General features: G+C 69.1%; 15 protein-coding genes and 2 pseudogenes. 10 read left to right on the forward strand and 7 right to left on the reverse strand.

The window, feature by feature from the left end; genetic code table 11:
• Positions 1-231: 231 nt before the first annotated feature.
• The 3 genes and pseudogenes from ACFQ2D_RS16415 to rluD all read right to left on the reverse strand — a co-directional run bounded on the left by ACFQ2D_RS16415 (position 232) and on the right by rluD (position 4784).
• Positions 232-2519, reverse strand: a pseudogene (locus tag ACFQ2D_RS16415) (TonB-dependent receptor).
• A gap of 325 nt (positions 2520-2844) precedes the next feature.
• Positions 2845-3792, reverse strand: a complete 948-nt coding sequence (locus tag ACFQ2D_RS16420; RefSeq protein WP_280942721.1) for a polyphenol oxidase family protein — start codon at positions 3790-3792, stop codon at positions 2845-2847.
• Complete coding sequence (gene rluD / locus ACFQ2D_RS16425) at positions 3786-4784, reverse strand: 23S rRNA pseudouridine(1911/1915/1917) synthase RluD (protein WP_280942720.1); 999 nt, start codon at positions 4782-4784, stop codon at positions 3786-3788. The genes ACFQ2D_RS16420 and rluD overlap by 7 nt, the downstream gene beginning before the upstream one ends.
• Positions 4785-4870: 86 nt before the next feature.
• Between rluD and ACFQ2D_RS16430 the strand changes: the two genes are divergently transcribed.
• The gene (locus ACFQ2D_RS16430) at positions 4871-5746 is read left to right on the forward strand and encodes an outer membrane protein assembly factor BamD (RefSeq protein ID WP_280942719.1); all 876 of its coding nucleotides are present in this window, start codon (positions 4871-4873) and stop codon (positions 5744-5746) included.
• Between the two features lie 402 nt (positions 5747-6148).
• Here ACFQ2D_RS16430 and ACFQ2D_RS16435 read toward each other — a convergent pair whose 3' ends face one another.
• From ACFQ2D_RS16435 to sucC, 4 genes are all read right to left on the reverse strand, one after another.
• A complete protein-coding gene (locus tag ACFQ2D_RS16435; RefSeq protein WP_280942718.1) occupies positions 6149-7786 on the reverse strand; it encodes an NAD+ synthase in 1638 nt (545 codons plus the stop codon).
• A 326-nt stretch (positions 7787-8112) separates the two neighbouring features.
• Complete coding sequence (locus ACFQ2D_RS16440) at positions 8113-8493, reverse strand: endonuclease domain-containing protein (RefSeq protein WP_280942717.1); 381 nt, start codon at positions 8491-8493, stop codon at positions 8113-8115.
• Between the two features lie 1204 nt (positions 8494-9697).
• Complete coding sequence (sucD, locus tag ACFQ2D_RS16445) at positions 9698-10573, reverse strand: succinate--CoA ligase subunit alpha (protein ID WP_280941602.1); 876 nt, start codon at positions 10571-10573, stop codon at positions 9698-9700.
• Positions 10574-10732: 159 nt separating this feature from the next.
• Positions 10733-11902, reverse strand: a complete 1170-nt coding sequence (sucC, locus tag ACFQ2D_RS16450; protein ID WP_280941601.1) for an ADP-forming succinate--CoA ligase subunit beta — start codon at positions 11900-11902, stop codon at positions 10733-10735.
• Positions 11903-12084: 182 nt separating this feature from the next.
• On the opposite strand from sucC, the gene ACFQ2D_RS16455 reads away from it, so the two are divergent.
• The 9 genes and pseudogenes from ACFQ2D_RS16455 (at position 12085) to ACFQ2D_RS16495 (ending at position 22978) form a co-directional block, all read left to right on the forward strand.
• On the forward strand, positions 12085-13716 hold the full coding sequence (locus ACFQ2D_RS16455) for a sensor histidine kinase (protein ID WP_280941600.1): 1632 nt from the start codon (positions 12085-12087) through the stop codon (positions 13714-13716).
• A gap of 574 nt (positions 13717-14290) precedes the next feature.
• Positions 14291-15724: a sigma-54-dependent transcriptional regulator gene (locus ACFQ2D_RS16460; RefSeq protein WP_280941599.1), complete on the forward strand. Its 1434-nt coding sequence runs from the start codon at positions 14291-14293 to the stop codon at positions 15722-15724.
• A gap of 456 nt (positions 15725-16180) precedes the next feature.
• On the forward strand, positions 16181-16540 hold the full coding sequence (locus tag ACFQ2D_RS16465) for a prepilin-type N-terminal cleavage/methylation domain-containing protein (RefSeq protein WP_386795710.1): 360 nt from the start codon (positions 16181-16183) through the stop codon (positions 16538-16540).
• A gap of 136 nt (positions 16541-16676) precedes the next feature.
• A pseudogene (locus ACFQ2D_RS16470) lies at positions 16677-16779 on the forward strand (prepilin-type N-terminal cleavage/methylation domain-containing protein); the annotation flags it as partial.
• Positions 16780-17084: 305 nt separating this feature from the next.
• Positions 17085-17528, forward strand: a complete 444-nt coding sequence (locus tag ACFQ2D_RS16475; RefSeq protein ID WP_280941597.1) for a GtrA family protein — start codon at positions 17085-17087, stop codon at positions 17526-17528.
• The gene (locus ACFQ2D_RS16480; RefSeq protein ID WP_280941596.1) at positions 17525-19063 is read left to right on the forward strand and encodes an NAD(P)/FAD-dependent oxidoreductase; all 1539 of its coding nucleotides are present in this window, start codon (positions 17525-17527) and stop codon (positions 19061-19063) included. Before ACFQ2D_RS16475 ends, ACFQ2D_RS16480 begins: the two co-directional genes overlap by 4 nt.
• The gene (locus ACFQ2D_RS16485; protein WP_280941595.1) at positions 19064-20767 is read left to right on the forward strand and encodes a hypothetical protein; all 1704 of its coding nucleotides are present in this window, start codon (positions 19064-19066) and stop codon (positions 20765-20767) included.
• The gene (locus tag ACFQ2D_RS16490) at positions 20767-21933 is read left to right on the forward strand and encodes a glycosyltransferase family 2 protein (RefSeq protein ID WP_280941594.1); all 1167 of its coding nucleotides are present in this window, start codon (positions 20767-20769) and stop codon (positions 21931-21933) included. Before ACFQ2D_RS16485 ends, ACFQ2D_RS16490 begins: the two co-directional genes overlap by 1 nt.
• Positions 21923-22978 (forward strand): Gfo/Idh/MocA family protein, encoded by a 1056-nt coding sequence (locus tag ACFQ2D_RS16495; RefSeq protein WP_280941593.1) that lies wholly within the window; start codon positions 21923-21925, stop codon positions 22976-22978. Before ACFQ2D_RS16490 ends, ACFQ2D_RS16495 begins: the two co-directional genes overlap by 11 nt.
• Positions 22979-22980: the final 2 nt, after the last annotated feature.

A 22980-nucleotide genomic window follows, 5' to 3' on the forward strand; every position in this document is an offset into this window, starting at 1 on the left:
CGGAGGAGGGAGTACGGCGATGCGCGGTGCTTTCGGCTTCCGGCTTCCGGCTTCCGGCTTCCGGCTTTCGGCTTCCGGCTTTCGGCTTCCGGCTTTCGGCTTCCGGCTTTCGGCTTTCGGCTTTCGGCTTCTGGCTTCTGGCTCTGGCTGTTGGCTTTTGGCTTCGGCTTTCGCCCCTCCCCCCGCTTGCGGGGGGAGGTTGGGAGGGGGGGCCTCCCAGGTCGCCGCTCCCTAGAACCGCGCCGTGAACTCCACGCCCAGCGTGCGCGGCTCGTTGAGGAAGCCGGTGAGGTTGTTGAAGTCGATGCCGCCCACCACGCGCAGCTGATCGGTGATGTTGCGGCCGAACACCGCCACTTCGCGGTCGCCCTCGGCCCAGCTGTAGCCCAGCCGCAGACCGCCTTCCAGGCTCGACTTGCCGGTGAACTCCGGCGATTCGTACAGGAAGAAATTGACCTCGCTGCGATAGGCCCAGTCGGTGAACACGAAGAACTCGCCCGCGCCCACCGGCACGCCCCAGCGCGCGGTGAGGTTGTGCACCCACTTGGGCGACTGCGGCAGCGCATTGCCGTCGATGTAGTAGCGCCCGGTCGGCTGGCCGGCACCGTCGAGCACCGGCGGATCGGTCACCGTGCACTGCGCGCAGCCGGCCACCGACAGGTCCGCATCCTCGATCTCGGTGTCGTTGTAGCTGCTGCCCAGGGTCACCAGCAGCGAGTCGGTCAGCCAGGCCTCCAGGTCAAGCTCCACGCCCTGCCCGCTGGTGCGGTCGGCGTTGAGCAGGGTGGCGATGTTGGCGCCGCCGCCCACGGCGATGATCTGCTGGTCGTCGACCTCGTAGCGGAACACGTTGAAGCCCAGGCGCGCGCGCCGGTCCCACAGGTCGGCCTTGACGCCGAGCTCGTAGGAGATCGCCTCTTCGGAGCTGGCCGTGGTCACGCCGCCGTTGGGCGCGGCAGGATCGGCGAACAGCAGCCGGCCCTGGATCGACGGCGCGCGGAAGCCCGTCGCCACGCGCGCGTACAGGTTCACCGCGTCGCTGGCCTCGTACACGCCGCTCAGGTCCCAGCTGACGTTGCTGTCGTCGACCGAGACCTCGTACGGGCCGCCCGGCGGCGCGCCGAACGGCGCGCCTTCCAACACGGTGGCGCTGAACTCCTTCTCGTCGCTGGTGTAGCGCAGGCCGCCGCGCAGCTTGAACTGTTCCGTCGCCGCGAACTCGCCCGAGGCGAACACCGCCCAGGCCTTGTTGCGCTGGGTCTGCACGGCGAAGCCGGCGCGCGGGTTGCCGGGCGCGAGCGAGTCGTAGTTGAAGCTGTCGACGGTCAGGTCCTCGTCGAACCAGAACAGGCCGGCCTGCCATTCGAAGCGCTGGCCGTAGTCGGATTCGATGCGGAATTCCTGGGTGATCTGGCGGTGGTCGGGCAGCCCGTCGGCCGACTCCGAAGCGAAGGGGATGATGCCCGGTCCGGTCAGCTCCGGCGGCAGGAATACGGCGCCGTAGCCGCCGTCGATGTCGCCGCGGTTGATCGTCTCCACCGTCTCGTAGCCGGTGATCGAATACAGGTTGTAGTCCCCAAGGTCCCAGCGCAGGCGCGCGCTGCCGCCCTGGCTGTCGAGCTCGGAGAAGTTCTGCCCGTCGATGGCGACCCGGTCGCGGTCGAAGCCCGGCACCAGGTCGTTCGTGCCGGGCTGGATGATGTTGGCGCGGAACACGCGCGCGGTGCCGTTGAGGTGGCGGCCGTGCAGGTTCAGCAGCGCCTCGAAGTCCTCGCCCTCGTACAGGAACTGCACGCGCGCGGCGGATTCGTCGAAGCCTTCCAGGCCGTCGTTGGCCGCGCCCGGATGGGTGTTGTCCACCGAATCCTCGCGACGCTGGTACAGCGCCGACACGCGCGCCGACCAGCGATCGGTGAGCGGGCCGCCCCAGGCGCCTTCCACGTTCCACAGGCCGTCCGTGCCGGCGGCGATGCGCGTGTAGCCGCCCGCCTCCTGCGACGGTTTCGCGGACTCGAACTTCACCACGCCCGCCGGGCTGTTGCGGCCGAACAGGGTGCCCTGCGGGCCGCGCAGCACTTCGACGCGTTCGAGATCGAACACCGGGAAGCCCTTGAGGATCGGTTTTCCTGGACCACGTCGTCGTAGACCAGCGACACCGGCTGCGAGGCGTTGAGGTCGAAGTCGGTATTGCCCAGCCCGCGGATGTAGAAGCGCGGGAAGGCGCGGCCGAACGAGGATTCGATGTTGAGGCTGGGCACGCGCCCGGACAGGAAGCGCACGTCGCCCGCGCCCGAGGCCAGCACGCCGAGCTTCTCGCCGGAGAGCGTGCTGATCGAGATCGGCACGTCCTGGATGTTCTCGACCCTGCGCTGCGCGGTGACCTCCAGCGCGTCCAGGGTGACCGCCTCGCGGCCGGCGTCCTCCTGCTGGGCGGACGCGGCCATCGGGACGGCCAGCGCGAGGGCCAGCAGGCTGCGGCGCAGGGGGCGACGGGGGAAATGCGGGGGCAAGGCGGTCATCGTGGGATCCTGGCAACGTGGAAACGGAAGGCATCGCGCGCCCCTGGCGGCAGCGCACGACATCGGCCCGGCGCCGCTGTCCGCGCCGGGATGCGGGTCCATCTGCACCAGAATACTGTCGGCGAACGACGAGGGGCGCTCGAAATAACCGTTGGGAATAAGCAGATGGGCGGCCGGTGCGGGACCGGTGCGGCTGCCGCCTGTCGGCCCTTTCGACGGGTCTTGGGGGAGCGACTGTGCCCAGCGCGACGCGGCTGGGCGGCGCGCGCTCGGCGCTGATCAAGGCGCGCGCACGCCCGCGGAGCGCTCCGCGCGGCCGCGGGAATCAGCCGCCCGGCGCGATCCAGGCCAGCGTCGCGATCCGTCCGCTACGGCCGTCGCGGCGGTGGGAGAAGAATCGGTCGGGCCAGGAGATCGTGCACAGGTCGCCGCCGTGGATGTCGGCCACGCGCATGCCAGCGGCGGCGAGCCGGCGGCGCGCCAGCGCGGGCAGGTCGGCCAGCCAGTGGCCCTCGCGCACGGGCGAGAATGCGGCGGCCGCGCCCGGGTCGGATCCGACGAAGGCGTCGAAAACGTTGCGCCCCACCTCGTAACGCGCGGGGCCGGCGCAGGGGCCGATCCAGGCGACGAGTTCGCGTGGCGGCGTGCGCATGGCGGCCAGCGTGGCCTCGAGCATGCCCTTGGACAGCCCCGGCCAGCCGGCGTGGGCGACCGCCAGTTCGCTGCCGTCGCGGGCGGCGAACACCACCGGCAGGCAGTCGGCGGTGAGGATGGCGAGGACGACACCCGGCGCAGAGGTCACGGAGGCGTCGGCTTCGGGTTCGAGGCCGGGGGCTGGGGCTTCGGACAGGCCCCTTCCCCGGCCCTCGCCCGCAGGCTGGGGAGGGAGATGGGCCACGGAGGGAGAAGTGGCTTCGGACAGGCCCCCACCCCGGCCCTCCCCCAAGCTCCCTCCCCCGCTTGCGGGGGAGGGTTGGGGTGGGGGCCCGGCCGGCGCATCGAACCTGAGCACCCGCGTCCCGTGCACCTGCCGCAGCCAGTGCGGCCAGGACGGCAGCCCGAAGCGCGCCACCAGCTCGGCGCGGTTGCGCGCCACCGTCTCGGGATCGTCGCCCTCGGGACCGCGGAAATTGCCCAGGTTGAAGCTGTCGAACGGCGCCGCCGATCCCCCCGCCCCGTGGCGCAGCGTCGTGAACGCCCGCACGTTGGCCGGGAACGGCGCCGACGCCGGAACGCCCGGCGGCGCCAGCGCCTCGACGCGACCGGCTACCACCGCCGCGCGCGCTCGGCTTCGGCGTGGGCCGCGGCGTCCGCGCGCAGCGCGGCCATCAGCGCCAGCATGTCGTCCGGCACCGGGGCGGTGCAGCGCACGGGCTCGCCGCTGCCCGGATGGGCGAACTCCAGGGTCTCGGCATGCAGCGCCTGGCGGCGGAAGCCGCGCAGCGCCGCGACCAGGTCCTCCGACGCGCCCTTGGGCAGCTTCAGCGGCCCGCCGTACAGCGGATCGCCCACGATCGGGAAGCGCAGGTGGGCCATGTGCACGCGGATCTGGTGGGTACGCCCGGTCTCAAGCCGGCATTCGAGCGCTGTGTGCGCGCGGAACCGCTCGCGCAGGCGGTAGTGGGTGACCGCGTCGCGGCCGTCTTCGCGCACCGCCATCTTCACACGGTCGCGCGGATGCCGGTCGATCGCGGCGTCGACCGTACCTCCGGCCACCAGCGCCCCGGTCACCACCGCCAGGTACTGGCGATGCACGCCGCGCGCCGACAGTTGCGCCACCAGCGCGGTCTGCGCCTGCAGGGTGCGCGCCACCACCATGACCCCCGAGGTGTCCTTGTCGAGCCGGTGCACGACACCCGCCCGCGGCAGCGTCGCCAGCGCCGGGTCGCGGTGCAGCAGGGCGTTGACCAGGGTGCCGTCGGGATTGCCCGCGCCGGGATGGACCACCAGGCCGGCCGGCTTGTCGATCACCAGCACCTGCGCGTCTTCGTAGAGCACCTGCAGCGGGATGTCCTGCGGCTCGGCGCGGGTGTCCTCCTCCAGCCGGGCGTGCAGGGTCACCTGCTCGCCCCCGTGCACGGGATCCCGCGGCCGCAGTTCGCGGCCGTCCACGCGCACGTCGCCGGAGCGGATCCAGGCCGCCAGCCGCGAGCGCGAGAATTCGGGAAACAGCTCGGCCAGGACCGCGTCGAAGCGGCGCCCGGCGGCGGATTCGGGGACGCGGGCCTCGCGTGGCGGGGTGTCGACGGGACCGGTATCGGACATGGACGGCTGCGATTCAGGCGATGGACCCGGCGGGCCGGGACGGGCTGGTATTATCCGCCGTTCGTGCCTTGCCTGCCCCGGTGCCCATGACCGTCCGCCCGACCCCGTTCCACCGCACCGTGCTGCTGCTGCTCGTGATCGTCATGGCGACCTCCGGTTGCGCGCGCCTGAAGGGTGTGTTCAAGGACGAGGACGAGAACGAAGGCGTCCCGGTCGAGCAGCTCTACGACAAGGGCCAGGGCCAGATGCGCAACGGCAACTGGGCCGGCGCAGCCGTCACCTACCGTCGCCTGCTGGCGCAGTACCCGTACGGCCCCTATACCGAGCAGGCGCTGATGGAAACGGCGTATGCGCAGTTCAAGATGGGCAACAACGAGGAGGCGATCTCCACCATCGACCGCTTCCTGCGCACCTACCCCACCCACAAGAACACGCCGTACATGTACTACCTGCGCGGCCTGGTGAACGCAAACCGCGACACCGTGTTCCTGCAGCGGGTGTGGAAGCTCGACGCCAGCCGCCGCGACCTGGCCACCCCCAACCAGGCCTATTCCGACTTCAACACCCTGATCGAGCGCTACCCCGGCAGCCGCTATGCGGAGGACGCGCGCCAGCGCATGGTGGCGCTGCGCAACATGTTCGCGCGGCACGAGATCGAGGTGGCGCTGTACTACCTGCGCCGCGACGCCTGGGTGGCCGCCGCCGACCGCGCGACCTACCTGCTGGAAACCTATCCGCAGAGCGAGTTCCAGAACGACGCGGTGGCCGTGCTCGTCGCCGCCTACACCGAACTGGGCAACGAGACCTTGGCCGCAGACGCCCGCCGCGTGCTGCAGCAGAACGACCCGGACCACCCCTACCTGGCGGACAACTGGCCGGATTACCCCTGGAACATCCGCAAGCTCAACCCCTTCGCGGGCGAGCGCTCGGCGATCGACAACGATCCGCGTCGCGCCGACTGAGCCATCGCGCAGCGACGCGCAGACGCCGCCCACCGGGCGGCGTTTGCGTTTGGGGGCCCGGGAATCGACGTCGCGGTGCGCGGGCTCCGGGCAGGTCGCGGGTGTCTCCGCCCCGGACCACGGCAGCCCTGGGGGCAGGCGATGTCGGCGGCGGGCCGGCTCTGGCGTGTCCGGCAAGCCGCTGACGCCGGCACAAGGCCGCCTGCCGGCAGCGAGCGGTGCGACGTCCGGCGGTGATGGGAGGGCCGGGCCGTCGCTTCCGGCCGCTGGCCTGTGCGACACGCGCATCCGCGCCGGGCAGGCGAACTGGAAGACCGTGTTGTCGCCCGACCGGACGGGAAGCCGGCGGATGCCCCTGTGCGAGCCGCCGCCCGCCCTGCGCCCCGCGCCCGCGCCATGCCCTCAGGCCGGATAGCGGTTGCTGATCGGGTAGCGCCGCTCGCGCCCGAAGGCGCGGCGCGACACCTTCGGCCCCGGCGCAGCCTGGTGGCGCTTCCACTCGCTCACCCGCACCAGCCGCAGCACGCGGTCGACCGTGGCCGCGTCGAAACCGGCGCCGACGATCTCGTCGCGCGACTGCTCCTGGTCCACGTAGCGGCGCAGGATCGCGTCGAGCACGTCGTAGGGCGGCAGCGAGTCCTGGTCGAGCTGGTTGGCGCGTAGTTCGGCCGAGGGCGGGCGGTCGATCACGCCCGGCGGGATCACCGGCGCGCCGCCGACGGTGTTGCGCCATTTCGCCAGGCCGTAGACCTCGGTCTTGTACAGGTCCTTGATCGGCGCGTAGCCGCCGCACATGTCGCCGTAGATGGTGGCGTAGCCCACCGCGTACTCGCTCTTGTTGCCGGTGGTCAGCAGCAGGCCGCCGAGCTTGTTGGACAGCGCCATCAGCATGGCGCCGCGAGCGCGCGACTGCAGGTTCTCCTCGGTCGCATCGACATCCTTGCCGGCGAACTGTTCCGACAGCGCGTCGAGGTAGCCCTGGAACGGCAGTTCGATGGGCAGGGTGAGCAGTTCCACGCCCAGCGCGTCGCACTGCTCCTGCGCCAGGTCGTTGGACAGGCCGGCGGTGTAGCGCGACGGCATCCGCACCGCGGTCACGTTGCCCGCGCCCAGCGCATCCACCGCCATCGCCAGCACGATCGAGGAATCGATGCCGCCCGATAGTCCCAGCCACACCTTCCGGAATCCGTTCTTGCCGCAGTAGTCGCGGATTCCGCGCACCACCGCGCGCCAGGCCAGCGCATCCACGCTCTCGTCGCCGTCGTCCATCCACAGCACGGGCGAGAAGCGGCGCGCGGCCACGTCGTAGTCCACCACCAGCCACTGGTCGGTGAACGCCGCCGCGGCCGGGTGCACGCTGCCGTCGGCGTCGGCCACCAGCGAGGCGCCGTCGAACACCAGCGAGTCCTGTCCGCCGACCACGTTGAGATAGGCCAGCGCGGTACCGCTTTCGCGGGTGCGCTCGGCCAGCATCGCGTCGCGCCGCGCGTGCTTGCCGCGCTCGAACGGCGAGGCGTTGGCGATCAGCACCAGTTGCGCGCCCGCGCGCGCGGTCTCGGCCAGCGGCTCCGGGAACCAGGCGTCCTCGCATACCAGTACGCCCACCGGCACGCCCTTGACCTCGAACACGCAACTCTCGCCGTCCGGATCGACGTGGAAGTAGCGGCGCTCGTCGAACACGTCGTGGTTGGGCAGCTCGCGCTTGCGGTAGGTCGCCTCGATCCTGCCGCCGCGCAGCACGCTGGCCGCGTTGTAGAGGATGCTGCCGGCGCTCTCGGGCCAACCGACCACGGCGACGATGCCGGTGGCGGCCTTCGCCACCTCGCGCATCGCGCGGTCGCAATCGGCCAGGAACGAGGGCCGCATCAGCAGGTCCTCGGGCGGATAGCCGCTGATGGCCAGTTCCGGGAACAGCACGATGTCGGCGCCGTATTCGTCGCGCGCCTCGGCGATCATCGCCTGGATGCGCGCCGTGTTGCCCGCCACGTCGCCGACCGGAAAGTCGAACTGGGCCATGGCGATGCGGAGGGTGTCGGTCATGTGGGGTCCCTGCTGCGGCGTCACGATGAAGCCAAGTATCGCCTGTCGGAGGTGAGGGCCGAAGCTTGGGGCCATGAGCTGGCCCGGGCGGCTCCAGATGCTTTGTCGCTGCCCTGCCCCCACCCCGGCCCTCCCCGCAAGCGGAGGAGGGAGTACCCCGGCGCGATGCGGTGCGCACGCATCGAAGCCTCAGCCCCTCCTCCGCCTGCGGGGCGCGAGGACGAGCGCGGCGGTGCGATGCGGCGCGCAACGAAGCCTCAGCCCCCTCCCGCGCCTGCGGGCCGCGAGAACGAACGCGGCGGGTGCGATGCGCCCCCAACGAAGCCTCAGGTCCCTCCCCCGCTTGCGGGGGAGGGTTGGGGTGGGGGCCCGGGCGCAAGCCGCGCCAGGATCGCCTCGCACACCGCGTCCGGCTGCGCCAGCACCTCGTGGTTCCAGAAGCGGAGCACGTGGAAGCCGGCCGCGTGCAGGAATGCATCGCGCCGCCGATCACCGGTCGAACCCGCGTGCTGTCCACCATCGACCTCGACCACGAGACGCGCCCGCCGGCAGGCGAAGTCGACGATATAGGGTCCGACGGGCACCTGCCGCCGGAACCGATGGCCCTCGAGCTGGCGCATCCGCAGGCATCCCCAGAGCAGGCGCTCGGCATCGGTCATGGTGGCGCGCAGCATGCGTGCGCGATCGAGTTTCTGCCCCTGGCGCATCCTGCTTCCGTGTCGGGGGATTGCAGGGTGGCGTGGGCTGGAGCGCCGGGGAATCGGCGGAGGGTCCCTTGGGCTGTCGGAGATTTCCTCGCGGCGGCTGCCCCCACCCCAGCCCTCCCTCGCGAGCGGGGGAGGGGGCAGAGGCAGAAACACCACGCGGGACAGCGTCTCAGCACACTGATGCCGAGAGCTCGACTGGCCGCCAGCGCGAAGAACGACGCTGCCTGGGCATCGCTGCAGCTCCCCCCTCCCCCGCGGGGGAGGGCTGGGGTGGGGGCCAACGATCGCGGCGATCTCGAACGCGCGCCATCGGCGCGCGCCCCCATCCCGACCTTCCCCCGCAAGCGGGGGAAGGAGCAGAGCGATGCGCCTGCTGGCGCTCGCGCGAGGAAGAGCTCGCGCGCCGCCCCCTCCCCCGCTCGCGGGGAGGACTGGGGTGGGGGCAAGCGGTCGCGGCGGTCCCGAACGCGCGCCATTGGCGCGCGCCCCCCATCCCGACCTTCCCCCGCAAGCGGGGGAAGGAGCAGAGCGATGCACGTGCTGGCGCTCGCGCGAGGAAGAGCGCGCGCGCCCCTCCTCCGCTCGCGGGGGAGGGCTGGAGTGGGGTCCAACGATCGCGACGGTCTCGAACGCGCGCCATGGGCGCGCGCCCCCATCCCGACCTTCCCCCGCAAGCGGGGGAAGGAGCAGGGCGATGCGCCTGCTGGCGCTCGCGCGAGGAAGAGCTCGCGCGCCGCCCCCTCCCCCGCTCGCGGGGAGGACTGGGGTGGGGGCAAGCGGTCGCGGCGGTCCCGAACGCGCGCCATTGGCGCGCGCCCCCCATCCCGACCTTCCCCCGCAAGCGGGGGAAGGAGCAGAGCGATGCACGTGCTGGCGCTCGCGCGAGGAAGAGCGCGCGCGCCCCTCCTCCGCTCGCGGGGGAGGGCTGGGGTGGGGGCCAACGATCGCGGCGGTCTCGAACCCGCGCCATCGGCGCGCGCCCCCATCCCGACCTTCCCCCGCAAGCGGGGGAAGGAGTAGATCGATGCACCTGCTGACACTCGCGCAAGAGAAGAGAGAGCGTCGCCCCCTCCCCCGCTCGCGGGGGAGGGCTGGGGTGGGGGCCAACGGTCGCGGCGATCTCGAACGCGCGCCCTCGGCGCGCGCCCCCAAACGCAGAAGGCCGCCCGGAGGCGGCCTTCCACTTGCAGCACGACGCGACGGATCAGCCGTTGAGGCGCTTGGCGATCGCGGCGCCCAGGTCGCCCGGGGACTTCACGGTGGTCACGCCCGCCTTCTCCAGCGCGGCGAACTTGCCCTCGGCCGTGCCCGAGCCGCCCGAGGCGATCGCGCCCGCGTGGCCCATGCGCTTGCCCTTGGGGGCCGAGGCGCCGGCGATGAAGCCCACCACCGGCTTGGTGACGAACTGGCTGATGAACTCGGCCGCTTCTTCCTCGGCGCTGCCGCCGATCTCGCCGACCAGGATGATGCCCTCGGTCTGCGGATCGTCCTGGAACAGCTTCAGCGCGTCGATGAAGTTGGTGCCGTTGATCGGGTCGCCGCCGATGCCGATGCAGGTCGACTGGCCGAGGCCGGCGTCGGTGGTCTGCTTGACCGCTTCATAGGTCAGCGTGCCCGAGCGCGAGACGATGCCCACCTTGCCCGGCTTGTGGATGTGGCCCGGCATGATGCCGATCTTGCACTCGCCGGGGGTGATCACGCCGGGGCAGTTCGGGCCGATCAGCACGGTGTCCGGGTAGCCCTTGAGGGTGTTCTTGACCCGCAGCATGTCCAGCACCGGGATGCCCTCGGTGATGCACACGATCACGCGGATGCCGGCGTCGGCCGCTTCGAGGATCGCGTCGGCCGCGAACGGCGGCGGCACGTAGATCACCGAGGCGTCGGCGCCGGTGTCGGCCACGGCATCGGCCACGGTGTTGAAGACCGGCAGGCCGAGGTGCTCGGTGCCGCCCTTGCCCGGGGTCACGCCGCCGACCACCTTGGTGCCGTAGTCGAGCATCTGCTGCGCGTGGAAGGTGCCCTGCTGGCCGGTGAAGCCCTGCACGATCACCTTGGTGTTCTTGTTGACCAAAACGGACATTTCTTTGAGTTCCTTGGTATTCGGATGTCGGTCGCTTCGGACGGGCCGGACAAGGCGTGCAGCCTCCTTGTCCGTTCGCGCGCTCCTCCACAACCCCCACCCCGCCGCTGCGCGCCGGGGTCGCCCCCTTGACTCAAGAGGGCTGGAAGAGCCGTTGCGTCAGGCCGCCTGCTTCACCGCGGCGACGGCCTTCTTCGCGCCGTCGTTGATGTCGTCGGCCGGCGTGATCGCCAGGCCGCTCTCGCGCAGCAGCTTCTTGCCCTCTTCGACGTTGGTGCCTTCCAGGCGCACGATCACCGGCACCTTGACGTCCACTTCCTTGACCGCGGCGATGATGCCCTCGGCGATCATGTCGCAGCGGACGATGCCGCCGAAGATGTTGACGAAGATCGCCTTGACGTCCTCGTCCGACAGGATCAGCTTGAACGCCTCGGTCACGCGCTCCTTGTTGGCGCCGCCGCCCACGTCCAGGAAGTTGGCCGGCTCGCCGCCTTCCAGCTTGATCACGTCCATGGTCGCCATCGCCAGGCCGGCGCCGTTGACCATGCAGCCGATGTTGCCGTCCATGGTCACGTAGTTGAGGTCGTGCTGGCTGGCGGCCACCTCGGTCTCGTCCTCCTGGCGGATGTCGCGCATCGCGACCAGGTCGGCGTGGCGGAAGCTGGCGTTGTCGTCGGAGTTCACCTTGCCGTCGAGCACGGCCAGGTTGCCGTTGGTGAGGATCGCCAGCGGGTTGAGTTCGACCAGGGCCAGGTCCTTTTCATTGAACAGCTTGTACAGGCCCATCATGATCTTGGTCAGCTGGCCGACCTGCTTGGCGTTGAGGCCCAGCGCGAAGCCGATGTCGCGGCACTGGTAGGGCTGCAGGCCCTGTACGTAGTTGACGTTGAGCGTCTGGATCTTCTCGGGCGTCTCGGCCGCGACCTGCTCGATGTCCACGCCGCCCTCGCTCGAGGCGATGAAGGTGATCGACTGGGTCGAGCGGTCCACCAGCACCGACAGGTACAGTTCCTGGGCGATGTCGGTGCCCTCGGAGATCAGCACCGAATCGATCGGCAGGGCGACGCCGGCCGACTGGTAGGTTTCCATCTTCGTGCCGAGCATGGCCTTGGCGTAGTCGCGCACTTCGTCGTAGCTGCGGGCGAGCTTCACGCCGCCGGCCTTGCCGCGGCCGCCGGCGTGGATCTGGGCCTTCACCACCCAGAGGTCGCCGGGGATGGACTTGGCGGCGTCGACCGCCTCCTCAGGCGAGCGCGCGACGCGCCCCGCCGGCACCGCGATGCCGTAGTCGGCGAACAACTGCTTGGCCTGGTATTCGTGGAAGTTCATGTGGGGTCCGTGCTGGGGAGGATCGCGTCGCGCGCCCCGGACCCGGAGGCCAGCAGGCAGCACGCGGCCGCCTATTCTCGCCCATGCGCCGCCCCCGGGCAAAACCGGGGGGCGGCCGCGCCCCGGCCCGGCGGCGCCGGGCGCCCCTATACTCCGGGGCTGCCCACGCCCGCAGCCGCCCCTTGCCCGCCTCCGCCGCAGCCACCCCAGCCGCCCAGAGACCGTCGCCGGGCCGCGAGCTTTACCTGTTCGCGCTGTACCGCGTACTGGTGGCCAGCCTGCTGGCCCTGGTGGTCTTCAGCCCCGCCGGAGCCCTGATCGGCGACCTGCACCTGCCGGAACTGGCGCGCACGGTGTCGGCCACCTACCTGGCCCTGTCGACCCTGCTGCTGGTGCTCGCGCGACGCGCGACCGGTCCGAACGGCCTCGCCCCGCACGCGATCGCCGGCGTGGCGATCGACATCACCGTCGTGGTGCTGGCCACCCACGCCATGCCCGGCGCCGGCCCCGGCATCGCCCTGATGCTGGTGTTCAACCTGGCCGCGGCCGCGCTGTTCGTGCCGATGCGCTGGGCGATGGCCTTCGCGAGCCTGGCCACGCTGGCGCTGGTGGGCGAGTACGTGTGGGATCGCATCGAGCAGGTCCACGCCTACCGCCCGCTGGCCGAAGTGCTGATGTTCGCGGTGGCCTACTTCGCCGTCGTCGCCCTGATGCGCCACCTCGGCCGGCAGATGCACGACGCCCGGCGCCTGGCCGACCAGCGCGGCGCCGAAGCGGCCAACCTGGCCGAGATCAACGAACTGGTGATCCGCCGCATGCGCATCGGCGTGGTGCTGGTGGACGGCACCGGTCGCGTGCGCATGGCCAACGAGGCCGCGCAGATGCTGCTGGGCGACAACACCGCCACCGAACGCCCGGCCATGCACGGCCAGGTGCTGGCGCAGGTGGCGCCGGAACTGGCGATGCGCCTGGCCGGCTGGCTGCAGGACGGCCGCCATGACGATACGCCGATGGCCTGCGGCCCGGACGAGACCGAGGTACTGCCGCGCTTCGCCCGCCTGCTGGCGACCAGCGACTCGACCCTGATCTTCCTCGACGACACCTCGCTGGTCTCGCGCCGCGCCGAGTCGATCACCCTGGCCGCGATGGGCCGCTTCTCGGCCAGCCTCGCCCACGAGATCCGCAACCCGCTGGCGGCGATCAGCTACGCCACCCAGCTGCTGGAGGAATCGCAGGACCTGAGCGCCGCCGACCGCCGCCTGCTGCAGATCATCCACCAGCAGTGCATGCGCACCAACGGCATCGTCGAGAGCGTGCTGGGCCTGGCCCGGCGCGAGCGCGCCAAGCCCGAGCACATCGACCTGGTCGGTTTCATGCGCCACTTCATCGACGATTACCGGTTGATCGTCCCCGAGGAGAACGCGCAGCTGCGCCTGACCGAGGGGCCGGGACGCCTGCCGGTGATGTTCGACCCGCGCCACCTGCAGCAGATCATGACCTCGCTGGTGAACAACGCCGTGCGCTACGGGCACATGCCCGGCGAGATGCCGCGCATCGCGATCCACGTCGAAGGCGACCAGCGCGCGCCGGCGATCAACGTGCTCGACCGCGGACCGGGGATTCCGGATGCGGTGGCGAGCCAGCTGTTCCGTCCGTTCTTCACCACGTCCGAAAACGGCACCGGCCTTGGCCTCTACATCGCGCACGAGCTATGCCGCGCGAACGAAGCCACGCTCGAGTACGTCGCAGTCCCGGGCGGCGGCGCCTGCTTCCGGATCTCCCTGCCCCCGCAGCACGCCCTGCTGCAGGACTGAGCGCCACCGACGCGCGCCTTCGGCGCGCGCCCCCATCCCAACCTTCCCCCGCAAGCGGGGGAAGGAGCAAGGCGCTGACGGGTCCGCTCCCTCCCCCGCCCGCGGGGGAGGGCCGGGGTGGGGGCAGCAGGTCGCCGCGCCACCAGTACGCGCCTTCGGCGCGCCCCCATCCCAACCTTCCCCCGCAAGCGGGGGAAGGAGCAAGGCGCTGACGAGTCCGCTCCCTCCCCCGCCCGCGGGGGAGGGCCGGGGTGGGGGCAGCAGGTCGCCGCGCCACCAGTACGCGCCTTCGGCGCGCCTCCATCCCAACCTTCCCCCGCAGGCGGGGGAAGGAGCAAAGCGCTTACGGGTCCGCCCCCTCCCCCGCTCGCGGGGGAGGGCCGGGGTGGGGGCTCGCAGGTCGCCGCGCCACCACCACGCGCCTTCGGCGCGCCCCCCATCCCAACCTTCCCCCGCAGGCAGGGGAAGGAGCAGGACGCCGCATCCCGCCTACGCCCATACCCCACCGCACGCGCCCTCGTCACCCGCGTCAAAAACTGTCAATATTGGTCACCTTTGCCATCCCGCACCTCCCATGACCGAAGCACGCAGTGCCCTGATCGTCGATGACGAGCAAGACATCCGCGAACTGCTGGTGCTGACACTGGGGAGGATGGGCCTGCGTACGGACACCGCGCCCAACCTGCACGCGGCCCGCCAGATGCTGGCCACGGTGTCCTACGACCTCTGCCTGACCGACATGCGCCTGCCCGACGGCTCGGGCCTGGAGCTGGTCAGCGAGATCTCCACCCGCTTCCCCAACACCCCGGTCGCGGTGATCACCGCCTACGGCAACGTCGAGGCCGCGGTCGAGGCGCTCAAGGCCGGGGCCTTCGACTTCGTCAGCAAGCCGGTGGACATCAACGTGCTGCGCGGCCTGGTCCGCCAGGCGCTGGAACTCAACGCGAAACGCCTGTCCCAGCCGGAAGATGCCGGGCGGCTGCTGGGCGGCTCGCCGCCGATGGTGTCGCTGCGCCAGACCATCGCCAAGGTGGCGCGCAGCCAGGCGCCCGTGCACATCCTCGGCGAGTCGGGCACCGGCAAGGAGCTGGTGGCGCGCACCATCCATGCCCAGGGCTCGCGCGCGGGCGGGCCGTTCGTGCCGGTCAACTGCGGCGCGATCCCGTCGGAACTGATGGAAAGCGAGTTCTTCGGCCACAAGAAGGGCAGCTTCACCGGCGCCACCAGCGACAAGCCCGGCCTGTTCCAGGCCGCCGACGGCGGCACCCTGTTCCTGGACGAAGTGGCCGAACTGCCGCTGCCGATGCAGGTCAAGCTGCTGCGCGCCATCCAGGAAAAAAGCGTGCGCCCGGTCGGCGCCCAGGGCGAAGTGCCGGTGGACGTGCGCATCCTCTCGGCCACCCACAAGGACCTGTCGCAGCTGGTGGCCGACGGCCGCTTCCGCCACGACCTCTACTACCGCATCAACGTCATCGGCCTGCTGGTGCCGCCACTGCGCGAGCGCGACGGCGACCTCGCCCTGCTCTCCGATGCCGTGCTCGAGCGCCTCTCGCGCGCGATGAAGCGCCAGCCGCCCACGCTGGCGCCCGACGCCGTCGCCGCGCTCGAGCGCTATCCCTTCCCGGGCAACGTGCGCGAGCTGGAGAACGTGCTCGAACGCGCCCTGGCCCTGGCCGACGGCAACACCATCCACGCCGACGACCTGCAGCTGCCCGGCGGCAGCAGCCAGCCGGCGCCGCAACCGGGCGCGCCGTTCGCACCCCCTCCGGCGCCCGTGCCGGGGGCCCCGGCGACGCCCCCGCCGGCCGGCACCGGCGCCGACCCGCGCAACCTCAATCCCTTCGACACCTCCAGCAGCGCCCTGCCCTCCTACATCGAGGAGATCGAGCGCACCGCCATCCAGCAGGCGCTGCAGGAAAACCGCTACAACAAGACCAAGACCGCGGCGGCGCTGGGCATCACCTTCCGCGCGCTGCGCTACAAGCTCAAGAAGCTCGGGATCGATTGAGTCGCGCCGCCGTGCTCCTGCGCAGGGCAGCATGTGGAGGCCCGCGCGGGAAGTCCGCCGGTCGAGCCGGCGGGACCGCATCCCTGCCCCACCGTCCGCATCGTTGCTTTCCGCGCGTCGTGGCTGTCCGCCAGCGGCGCCGGGCTTCGTCTCCCCGGTGGATATCCGCGCGTCATCGCGCGCTACGCCGCACCCACCATCCGGATGCGAATGCGACAACTGACCTTTCGCGTCACTTTCCGACAAAGTTTTGTCAGGTGCTGTCCGGGGCATCTGCGTGGCGGACTGTGATCGGCTCCACTCTTACGGCACGCGAGCCCTCAAGATCCAAGATGGCACGCATCCTGCGATAATCTCCACGCACGTGCACCGCTTGCACGGCACCCACTGGACCCGGCGCGACCGCACCAGCGGGACACGTGATAGTCGACTGATCCACAACCCTAGGGGATACACATGAAGAAGATGCAGAAGGGCTTCACGCTCATCGAACTGATGATCGTGGTCGCCATCATCGCGATCCTGGCCGCCATCGCGCTGCCGGCGTACAACAACTACCGCATCCGTTCGGCCGAAGGCGCCTGCCAGTCCGAGGCCAAGGCCTGGATGAACTCCGCCGTTGCTGCGGCGCAGTCGCAGATGAGCGCCCCGTCGTTCCCGCAGCGCGCCTGCTCGGGCGTGACCCCCGGCAACACTGTGACTGCTTCTCAGGTCGCCGCCAGCACCAACTTCACCTTCGCTCCGGCGCAGCCGGGCACGGCGAGCACCACCTGCCGCGCCGATTCGGCGACCTGCTCGATGACCCCGTCGACCTGATCGCGAATCGCCCTGGCGATAGAAGGCCCCTCCCAGCGAGGGGCCTTTTTTTTTGGGCTCGCGACAACCATCACATTCCCGCGGGATGGCACGCTCCTTGCGCCATTTCACGTCGGGGATTCTCAGAGACACGAGCATGGCACGCAGGGCCCGCGGCTTCACCCTGATCGAACTGATGATCGTCGTGGCGATCATCGCCATCTTGGCCGCGATCGCGCTGCCGGCGTACAACGACTACCGCATCCGCTCGGCCGAGGGGGCCTGCCAGGCGGAGATGAAGAGCTATGCCAACTTCGCCCTGGCCACCCTGCACAACAACGGCACGCCCAGCGCCCCGCCGCTGCAGGCCTGCCGCGCCGCCGACACCGCCAGCGCCATCGGCACGCCCATCACCGGCACGCCGCGCGACCCGGGCACCCGGCTCACCACCTGCGACATGGATACCGCCAACTGCACCGTGGCGCTGTAACGACCGGCGGAGAGTGCAGCATCCGCGCGCCCGAGGTGTCACAATCGGGCGCAGGGGAACACCGGTCCAACCACGATGACGCCACTTCGTCCCAGCCGCATCCTGCGGTCCGATTTCACGCGCTATGTGCTGGTGTCGATCGCCGCGTTCGCGCTCGACCTGGCGGTGCTGTCGGCCTGCCTGCGGCTGGCCGGCCTGGACCTGCCGCTGTCGGCCTCGATCGGCTTTTCCGCCGGCGCCGTGCTGGCCTATGTGCTGAGCACGCGCTGGGTGTTCCGCCACCGCGCCTACCGCGACGCGCCGCGCCTTGAGTTCGCCATGTTCGTGGCCATCGGTCTGGCCGGGCTGGGCGTGACCCAGCTGGTGCTGTGGGTCGGCGCCGGCAGGATGGGGCTGCTGCCCGAAGCGGTGAAGTTCGCCGCCGCCGGCGTCACCTTCCTGTTCAACTACGCGGTGCGCAAGATGCTGCTGTTCGTGGCCCGGCCGCGGGCCGGCGCGGTGCGGGGGACGCCGGCTTGAGCCAGCCGGGGGTGGTGATCATCGGCGGCGGTCCGGCCGGCCTGACCGCCGCGCTCGAACTGCAGCGCGCCGGCATCCACGACGTCACCGTGATCGAGGCCGACAGCCAGGTCGGGGGCATCTCGCGCACGGTCGCGCACCACGGCAACCGCATCGACATCGGCGGGCACCGCTTCTTCTCCAAGTCCGACTGGGTGATGGACTGGTGGCGCGGCCTGCTGCCGGTCGCCGCACCGGAATCCCCGGAGGCGGCGCGCGAACTGCGCTACCAGGGCGCCGCCGGCGCGCTGCCCCCCGCCACCGCGCGGGAGTCGGACGAGGACGTCCTGCTGGTGCGCAATCGCCTGTCGCGCATCTATTACAACAAGCGTTTCTTCGACTACCCGCTCAAGCTCAACCTCGACAGCATGCTCAAGCTGGGGCCGTGGAAGGTGGCGACCTTCGGCCTGAGCTACGTGTGGGCGCACCTGAACCCGGTGAAGCCCGAGCGCTCGCTCGAGGACTTCATGGTCAACCGCTTCGGGCGCCGGCTGTACCGCCAGTTCTTCAAGGAGTACACCGAGAAGGTCTGGGGCGTGCCCTGCGGCGAGATCAGCGCCGCCTGGGGGGCGCAGCGCATCAAGAGCCTGTCGATCACCAAGGCGCTCGCGCATGCGGTGCGCAAGGCGCTGGGCGGCGGCGGCAAGGCCGAACAGACCTCGCTGATCGAAAGCTTCCTCTATCCCAAGTACGGGCCCGGCCAGATGTGGGAAGCCGCCGCCCGGCGTTTCGTGGAGCAGGGGGGCACCCTGCTGATGCGCAGCCGGGTGGACGGCATCGACATCACCGGGGGCCGCGCGCGCGCGGTGCGCTACCGCGACGCCGACGGCGCGTCGCATGAACTGCCCTGTTCGCACCTGCTATCGACGATGCCGATCCAGGAACTGGTGCAGTCCTCGGCAGACGCGTGGCCCGCAGGCGTGCGCGACATCGCCGCCCGGCTGTCGTACCGGGATTTCATCACGGTGGGGCTGCTGTACCCGCGCGCGGCGATTCCGCGCAAGCTGGACGACAACTGGATCTACATCCAGGAGCCCGGCGTCAACGTGGGCCGCGTGCAGGTCTTCAACAACTGGAGCCCGCACCTGGTCGCCGACCCCGGCACGCTGTGGCTGGGCCTGGAGTTCTTCTGCCGCGAAGGCGACGCGCTGTGGGCGATGGACGACGAGGCGCTCAAGGCGCTCGGCCATCGCGAGATGGTGCAGATCGGGCTGGTGGACGCCGACGCGCCGCGCGATGCGGTGGTGCTGCGCGTGCCCAAGGCGTATCCCGGCTATTTCGGCGAGGCCTACGAGCGCTTCGACGAACTGCGCGCCGCGCTGGACGCGGTGCCGAACCTGTTCCTGATCGGCCGCAACGGCATGCACCGCTACAACAACCAGGACCACTCGATGCTGACCGCGCGCGAGGCGGCGCGCCAGATCGCGACGGGCCAGGTGGACAAGGCCGCGATCTGGGCGATCAACGTGGACGACGAGTACCACGAGGAGAAGTAGGTGGGTGTCCACAAGGCCAGACCTGTCACGACGGGCGGCGGTGAAGCGCCGCAGCGGCTGACGCTGCTGTGGGGAGCCACGCTCTTGCTGGCGCTCGCTGCGCCCTTGGCGCTGTGGTCGAGCCGGGTGCCAGGCGTCGGCGAGTTGGATTACCTGATCTTCTACCGGCTTCTGTTCTTCAACGACCTCACGGCGTCGGCTGCCATGCTGGGCGGCTTGGCGCTAGCGACGTTGATTAGGCCAGTTCGTCGGATTGCCGCCCATCTTGCCTCCGCGGCCTCTGCGCGCCCGATGCATGCCGCCGGTGTCGCCTTCGTCTTGCTTGCCGTATGCGCTTTGATAGTCTATCAACGCTTCCCACTAGCCATGGATGAGTACGCGCCGGTGCTTCAGGCGCGGATCTTTGCAAGTGGCGAATTGACCGCTCAATACCCTGTCGAACTACTCGACTATATGGTGCCACCCGGCTTCCAAGGGTATTTTGTACTGGCTAATCCAGAAACTGGACATGTCGCGTCGGCTTACTGGCCGGGATTGGCATTGCTGATGACACCTTTCGCCCTGATGGGGGCGGAATGGTTGCTCAATCCGCTGCTGGGTGCGCTGGGATTGTTGCTGCTGGGCGATCTTTCCGCGCGCGCATCAGGCAGACCCGAGGCTCGTGGTTGGGCCATGCTCGCCGCACTGGCGTCGCCCCAGTACACAGTCAGCGCCATCTCCTTCTACGCCATGACCGGCGTACTCACCTTTAACCTGTTATTCGTCTGGCTGCTGCTGCGACCTGGCACTAAGTGGGCATTCCTCGCAGGCGTTGCAGGAAGCGTCGCCCTGACGATGCACAACCCACTACCGCACGCGCTCGTGGCAGCCGCGTGCATGCCATGGCTAATATTCCAGCCTGAGCGGCGGCGTGCTCTTCTTGCCATCATCGCCGGTTATTTGCCGCTTGCAGCAATACTCGGCCTAGGTTGGCCTCTGCTGACCTCAGAACTGGGTATGCGCGCACACGGTCTGGCTACGGATCTAGGCTTCTTCTCGGGCTGGATGCAGAAGTTCAGGGACATGCTGGTGTGGCCGAGCATTGAGATGCTTCGCCTGCGCTCCTACGCTGCATGGAAGATGCTGATTTGGTCGGCTCCGGGACTACTCCTCGTCGCCTTTCTGGCGCGGCCACGCACGGCGGTGCTCAGGCTGTTCTTGGTTGGGTTTCTCGTGACCTACATATTCTATTTTTTCGTCCCCTTTGACCAAGGTCACGGGTGGGGGTTCCGCTACATCCACCCCGCTTGGGGATTCCTGCCGGTGGCGGCAGGTGTCTTCGCGGCCTGTGGCGGACCCAAAGCACGCGCATTCGTCGCATGTGCAATTGCCGGAGGGCTCATTGCTACCCCCGTTTTCATGCAACAGACTCATCGGACTATCGCTAGTTCGATTTCCTTACAGCCAGAAGGCTCCAAGGAGGGTCACGGCATTCTGCTCGTCACCTACCAACAACATCTCTACACGGGGGACTTGGTTCGCAACTACCCCTCAGATTTCCCCGACAGGATCATGATGCTCAGCACGGGATCGTCCGATCACGACGCGGAACTTGTCGCGTCGATCGCTCCGGATGCCGAGCTGATGCATGCAGATCACCGCGGCGCCGCTTGGCAAGCTAGTGAGAAGCAGATAGAAGAACAGCACACCAGAGCGGCCGAATGATGGAACTGACAGTCCTAATGCCTTGCCTCAATGAGGCGGAAACGTTGGCGACATGCATCGTCAAGGCGCAGAGATTCCTGCAGGCCGCTGGGATAGATGGTGAGATCGTCATCGCGGACAACGGCAGTACAGACGGGTCCAGGGAAATCGCCGCCGCCGCCGGGGCCCGAGTTGTCGATGTGACCGAGCGCGGCTATGGCGCGGCGCTGGCGGGTGGGATAGATGCTGCGAACGGCCGCTTTGTGATCATGGGCGATGCAGACGACAGCTACGATTTCTCTGCACTTGCCGGAATCCTTCAAAGTTTGCGCGCAGGCAATGAACTGGTGATGGGCAACCGTTTCCGCGGCGGCATCGGCGCAGGTGCGATGCCTTTCTTGCATCGCTATCTGGGGAACCCGGTGCTGAGCTGCTTGGGACGGCTGTTTTACCGTGTGCCCATCGGCGACTTCCACTGCGGGTTGCGCGGGTTCTCACGGGAAGCCATTCGCTCATTACAGCTTAGTTCGCCAGGAATGGAGTTCGCGAGCGAGATGGTGGTCAAGAGTGGGCTACACGGCTTACGCATCGACGAAGTGCCGGTGACGCTATCACGTGACGGACGATCACGGCCACCTCACCTTCGGACTTGGCGCGACGGTTGGCGCCACCTCAAGTTCCTCTTGCTACACAGTCCGCGTTGGCTGTTCCTCCTACCAGGCTTAATGCTCTTACTGGCAGGTGCCGGCGCAATGTCTGCCATCGCCTTTAGATGGGTAGAGTTGGATATCCATACGATGGCCTACGCCGGCGCAGCGATCACACTCGGCGTGCAGATGCTTTTGTTGGCCGCCTTTACCAGACTGATGGGCGCGTTACGAGGCTGGCTGCCTGCGAGCGAGAGGAAGCAGCGATGGGCTTCGCGGCTGCGGATTGAGCCTTGCTTGATCGTAGCTGGCACCCTGTTCTTGACCGGGTTGGCCATGTCACTGCATGCGCTTGAGCTCTGGGCGGCGGTGGACTACGGGGAACTTGACCCAAGAGTAACGATGCGGTGGGTCGTACCTTCAGTCACAATCTTGGCTGTAGCGGGCGAGATCCTGCTTGCAGGATTCTTCTTTGAAGCTTTGCGGATTCCGGCACGACAGGCACCCCCACTCCTGCGCGGAGCAAGCAGTGACGATTGACATCGGCATCATCGGATTGGGCTGGGTGGCGACCCACCGACACATTCCGTCCATTCTGCAGGATCGGCGATTCCGAATCGTAGGCGTGGCCGACCGTGATGGTGTGACAGCGCAAAAATGGGGCAAGAGACTAGGCGTAGCGCACTGCGCAGCCAGCAGCTTGGCCGACATCGAATGGCTGCATAAGGCGGATGCAATCGATATCGCGACCGCGCCGATGTCACACTATGCGCTCGCCGCCGAGGCTTTGTCGGCCGGCAAGCATGTGATCACTGAGAAGCCCTTCGTGATGAGCCTGCAAGAGGGCGAGGATTTGGTGGCGCGGGCGGGGGCCGCGCGTCGCGCACTGGCGATCGTCCACAATTTCCAGTTCGCTAATGCCGTGGTGAAGTTGCGAGGCGACATCGAGCGCGGAGTCATAGGCCCGATCAGGGCAATCTCCGCTACCCAGTGGGGAAATCCAAGCAGAAGACTGCCGAAGTGGTACGACACCTTGCCTGGCGGGCTCTTCTACGACGAGAGCCCACACCTTCTCTACTTGGTCAGGACCTTGTCTCCCGGCCCGATCTCGCTCGTAGGGGTGGACGCGTGCCCCAGTTCAATGGGCCTCCGGACGCCAGCCTCGATCGACGCCAGCTTTCGCGCCCATGCGGAATACGGCACCGTGCCCGTCAGCATCAGTTGCAGATTCGAGTCGCCCCTTAGCGAGTGGCATGTCGCTGTCCTAGGCGAGCGTTCTGCCGGAATCATCGATGTCTTCCGGAACATCTATCTTCGCCTGCCGAACGACGGCGGCCACGGCACCCGAGAGGTTCTCACGACGTCGTTGAAGGCGACGTGGTCCCACTGGTGGCAGCACTTGACGAATGGCCCCCAGCACCTTGCCGGCCGACTGTTGTATGGAAATCCGACCATCTTCGAGCGCTTCGCGAATTCCATTGCATCGGGCACCCCGCCTGCAGGAATCTCCGGCGATGATGCACTTTCGGTTCTCCGCCTGCAGTGGGACATACTCTCGCGTTGTCGTGAGGTATGGGACAACTAGGA

Origin of the sequence: Luteimonas composti (assembly GCF_042678665.1) — a bacterium.
Taxonomy (GTDB): domain Bacteria; phylum Pseudomonadota; class Gammaproteobacteria; order Xanthomonadales; family Xanthomonadaceae; genus Luteimonas; species Luteimonas composti.

Bases quoted from the DNA above. Each gene is read 5' to 3' on its own strand.
- rluD (WP_280942720.1), bottom strand. From the start codon at position 4,784: ATGTCCGATACCGGTCCCGTCGACACCCCGCCACGCGAGGCCCGCGTC.
- ACFQ2D_RS16430 (WP_280942719.1), top strand. From the start codon at position 4,871: ATGACCGTCCGCCCGACCCCGTTCCACCGCACCGTGCTGCTGCTGCTC.
- ACFQ2D_RS16435 (WP_280942718.1), bottom strand. From the start codon at position 7,786: ATGACCGACACCCTCCGCATCGCCATGGCCCAGTTCGACTTTCCGGTC.
- ACFQ2D_RS16440 (WP_280942717.1), bottom strand. From the start codon at position 8,493: ATGCGCCAGGGGCAGAAACTCGATCGCGCACGCATGCTGCGCGCCACC.
- sucD (WP_280941602.1), bottom strand. From the start codon at position 10,573: ATGTCCGTTTTGGTCAACAAGAACACCAAGGTGATCGTGCAGGGCTTC.
- sucC (WP_280941601.1), bottom strand. From the start codon at position 11,902: ATGAACTTCCACGAATACCAGGCCAAGCAGTTGTTCGCCGACTACGGC.
- ACFQ2D_RS16460 (WP_280941599.1), top strand. From the start codon at position 14,291: ATGACCGAAGCACGCAGTGCCCTGATCGTCGATGACGAGCAAGACATC.
- ACFQ2D_RS16465 (WP_386795710.1), top strand. From the start codon at position 16,181: ATGAAGAAGATGCAGAAGGGCTTCACGCTCATCGAACTGATGATCGTG.
- ACFQ2D_RS16475 (WP_280941597.1), top strand. From the start codon at position 17,085: ATGACGCCACTTCGTCCCAGCCGCATCCTGCGGTCCGATTTCACGCGC.
- ACFQ2D_RS16490 (WP_280941594.1), top strand. From the start codon at position 20,767: ATGGAACTGACAGTCCTAATGCCTTGCCTCAATGAGGCGGAAACGTTG.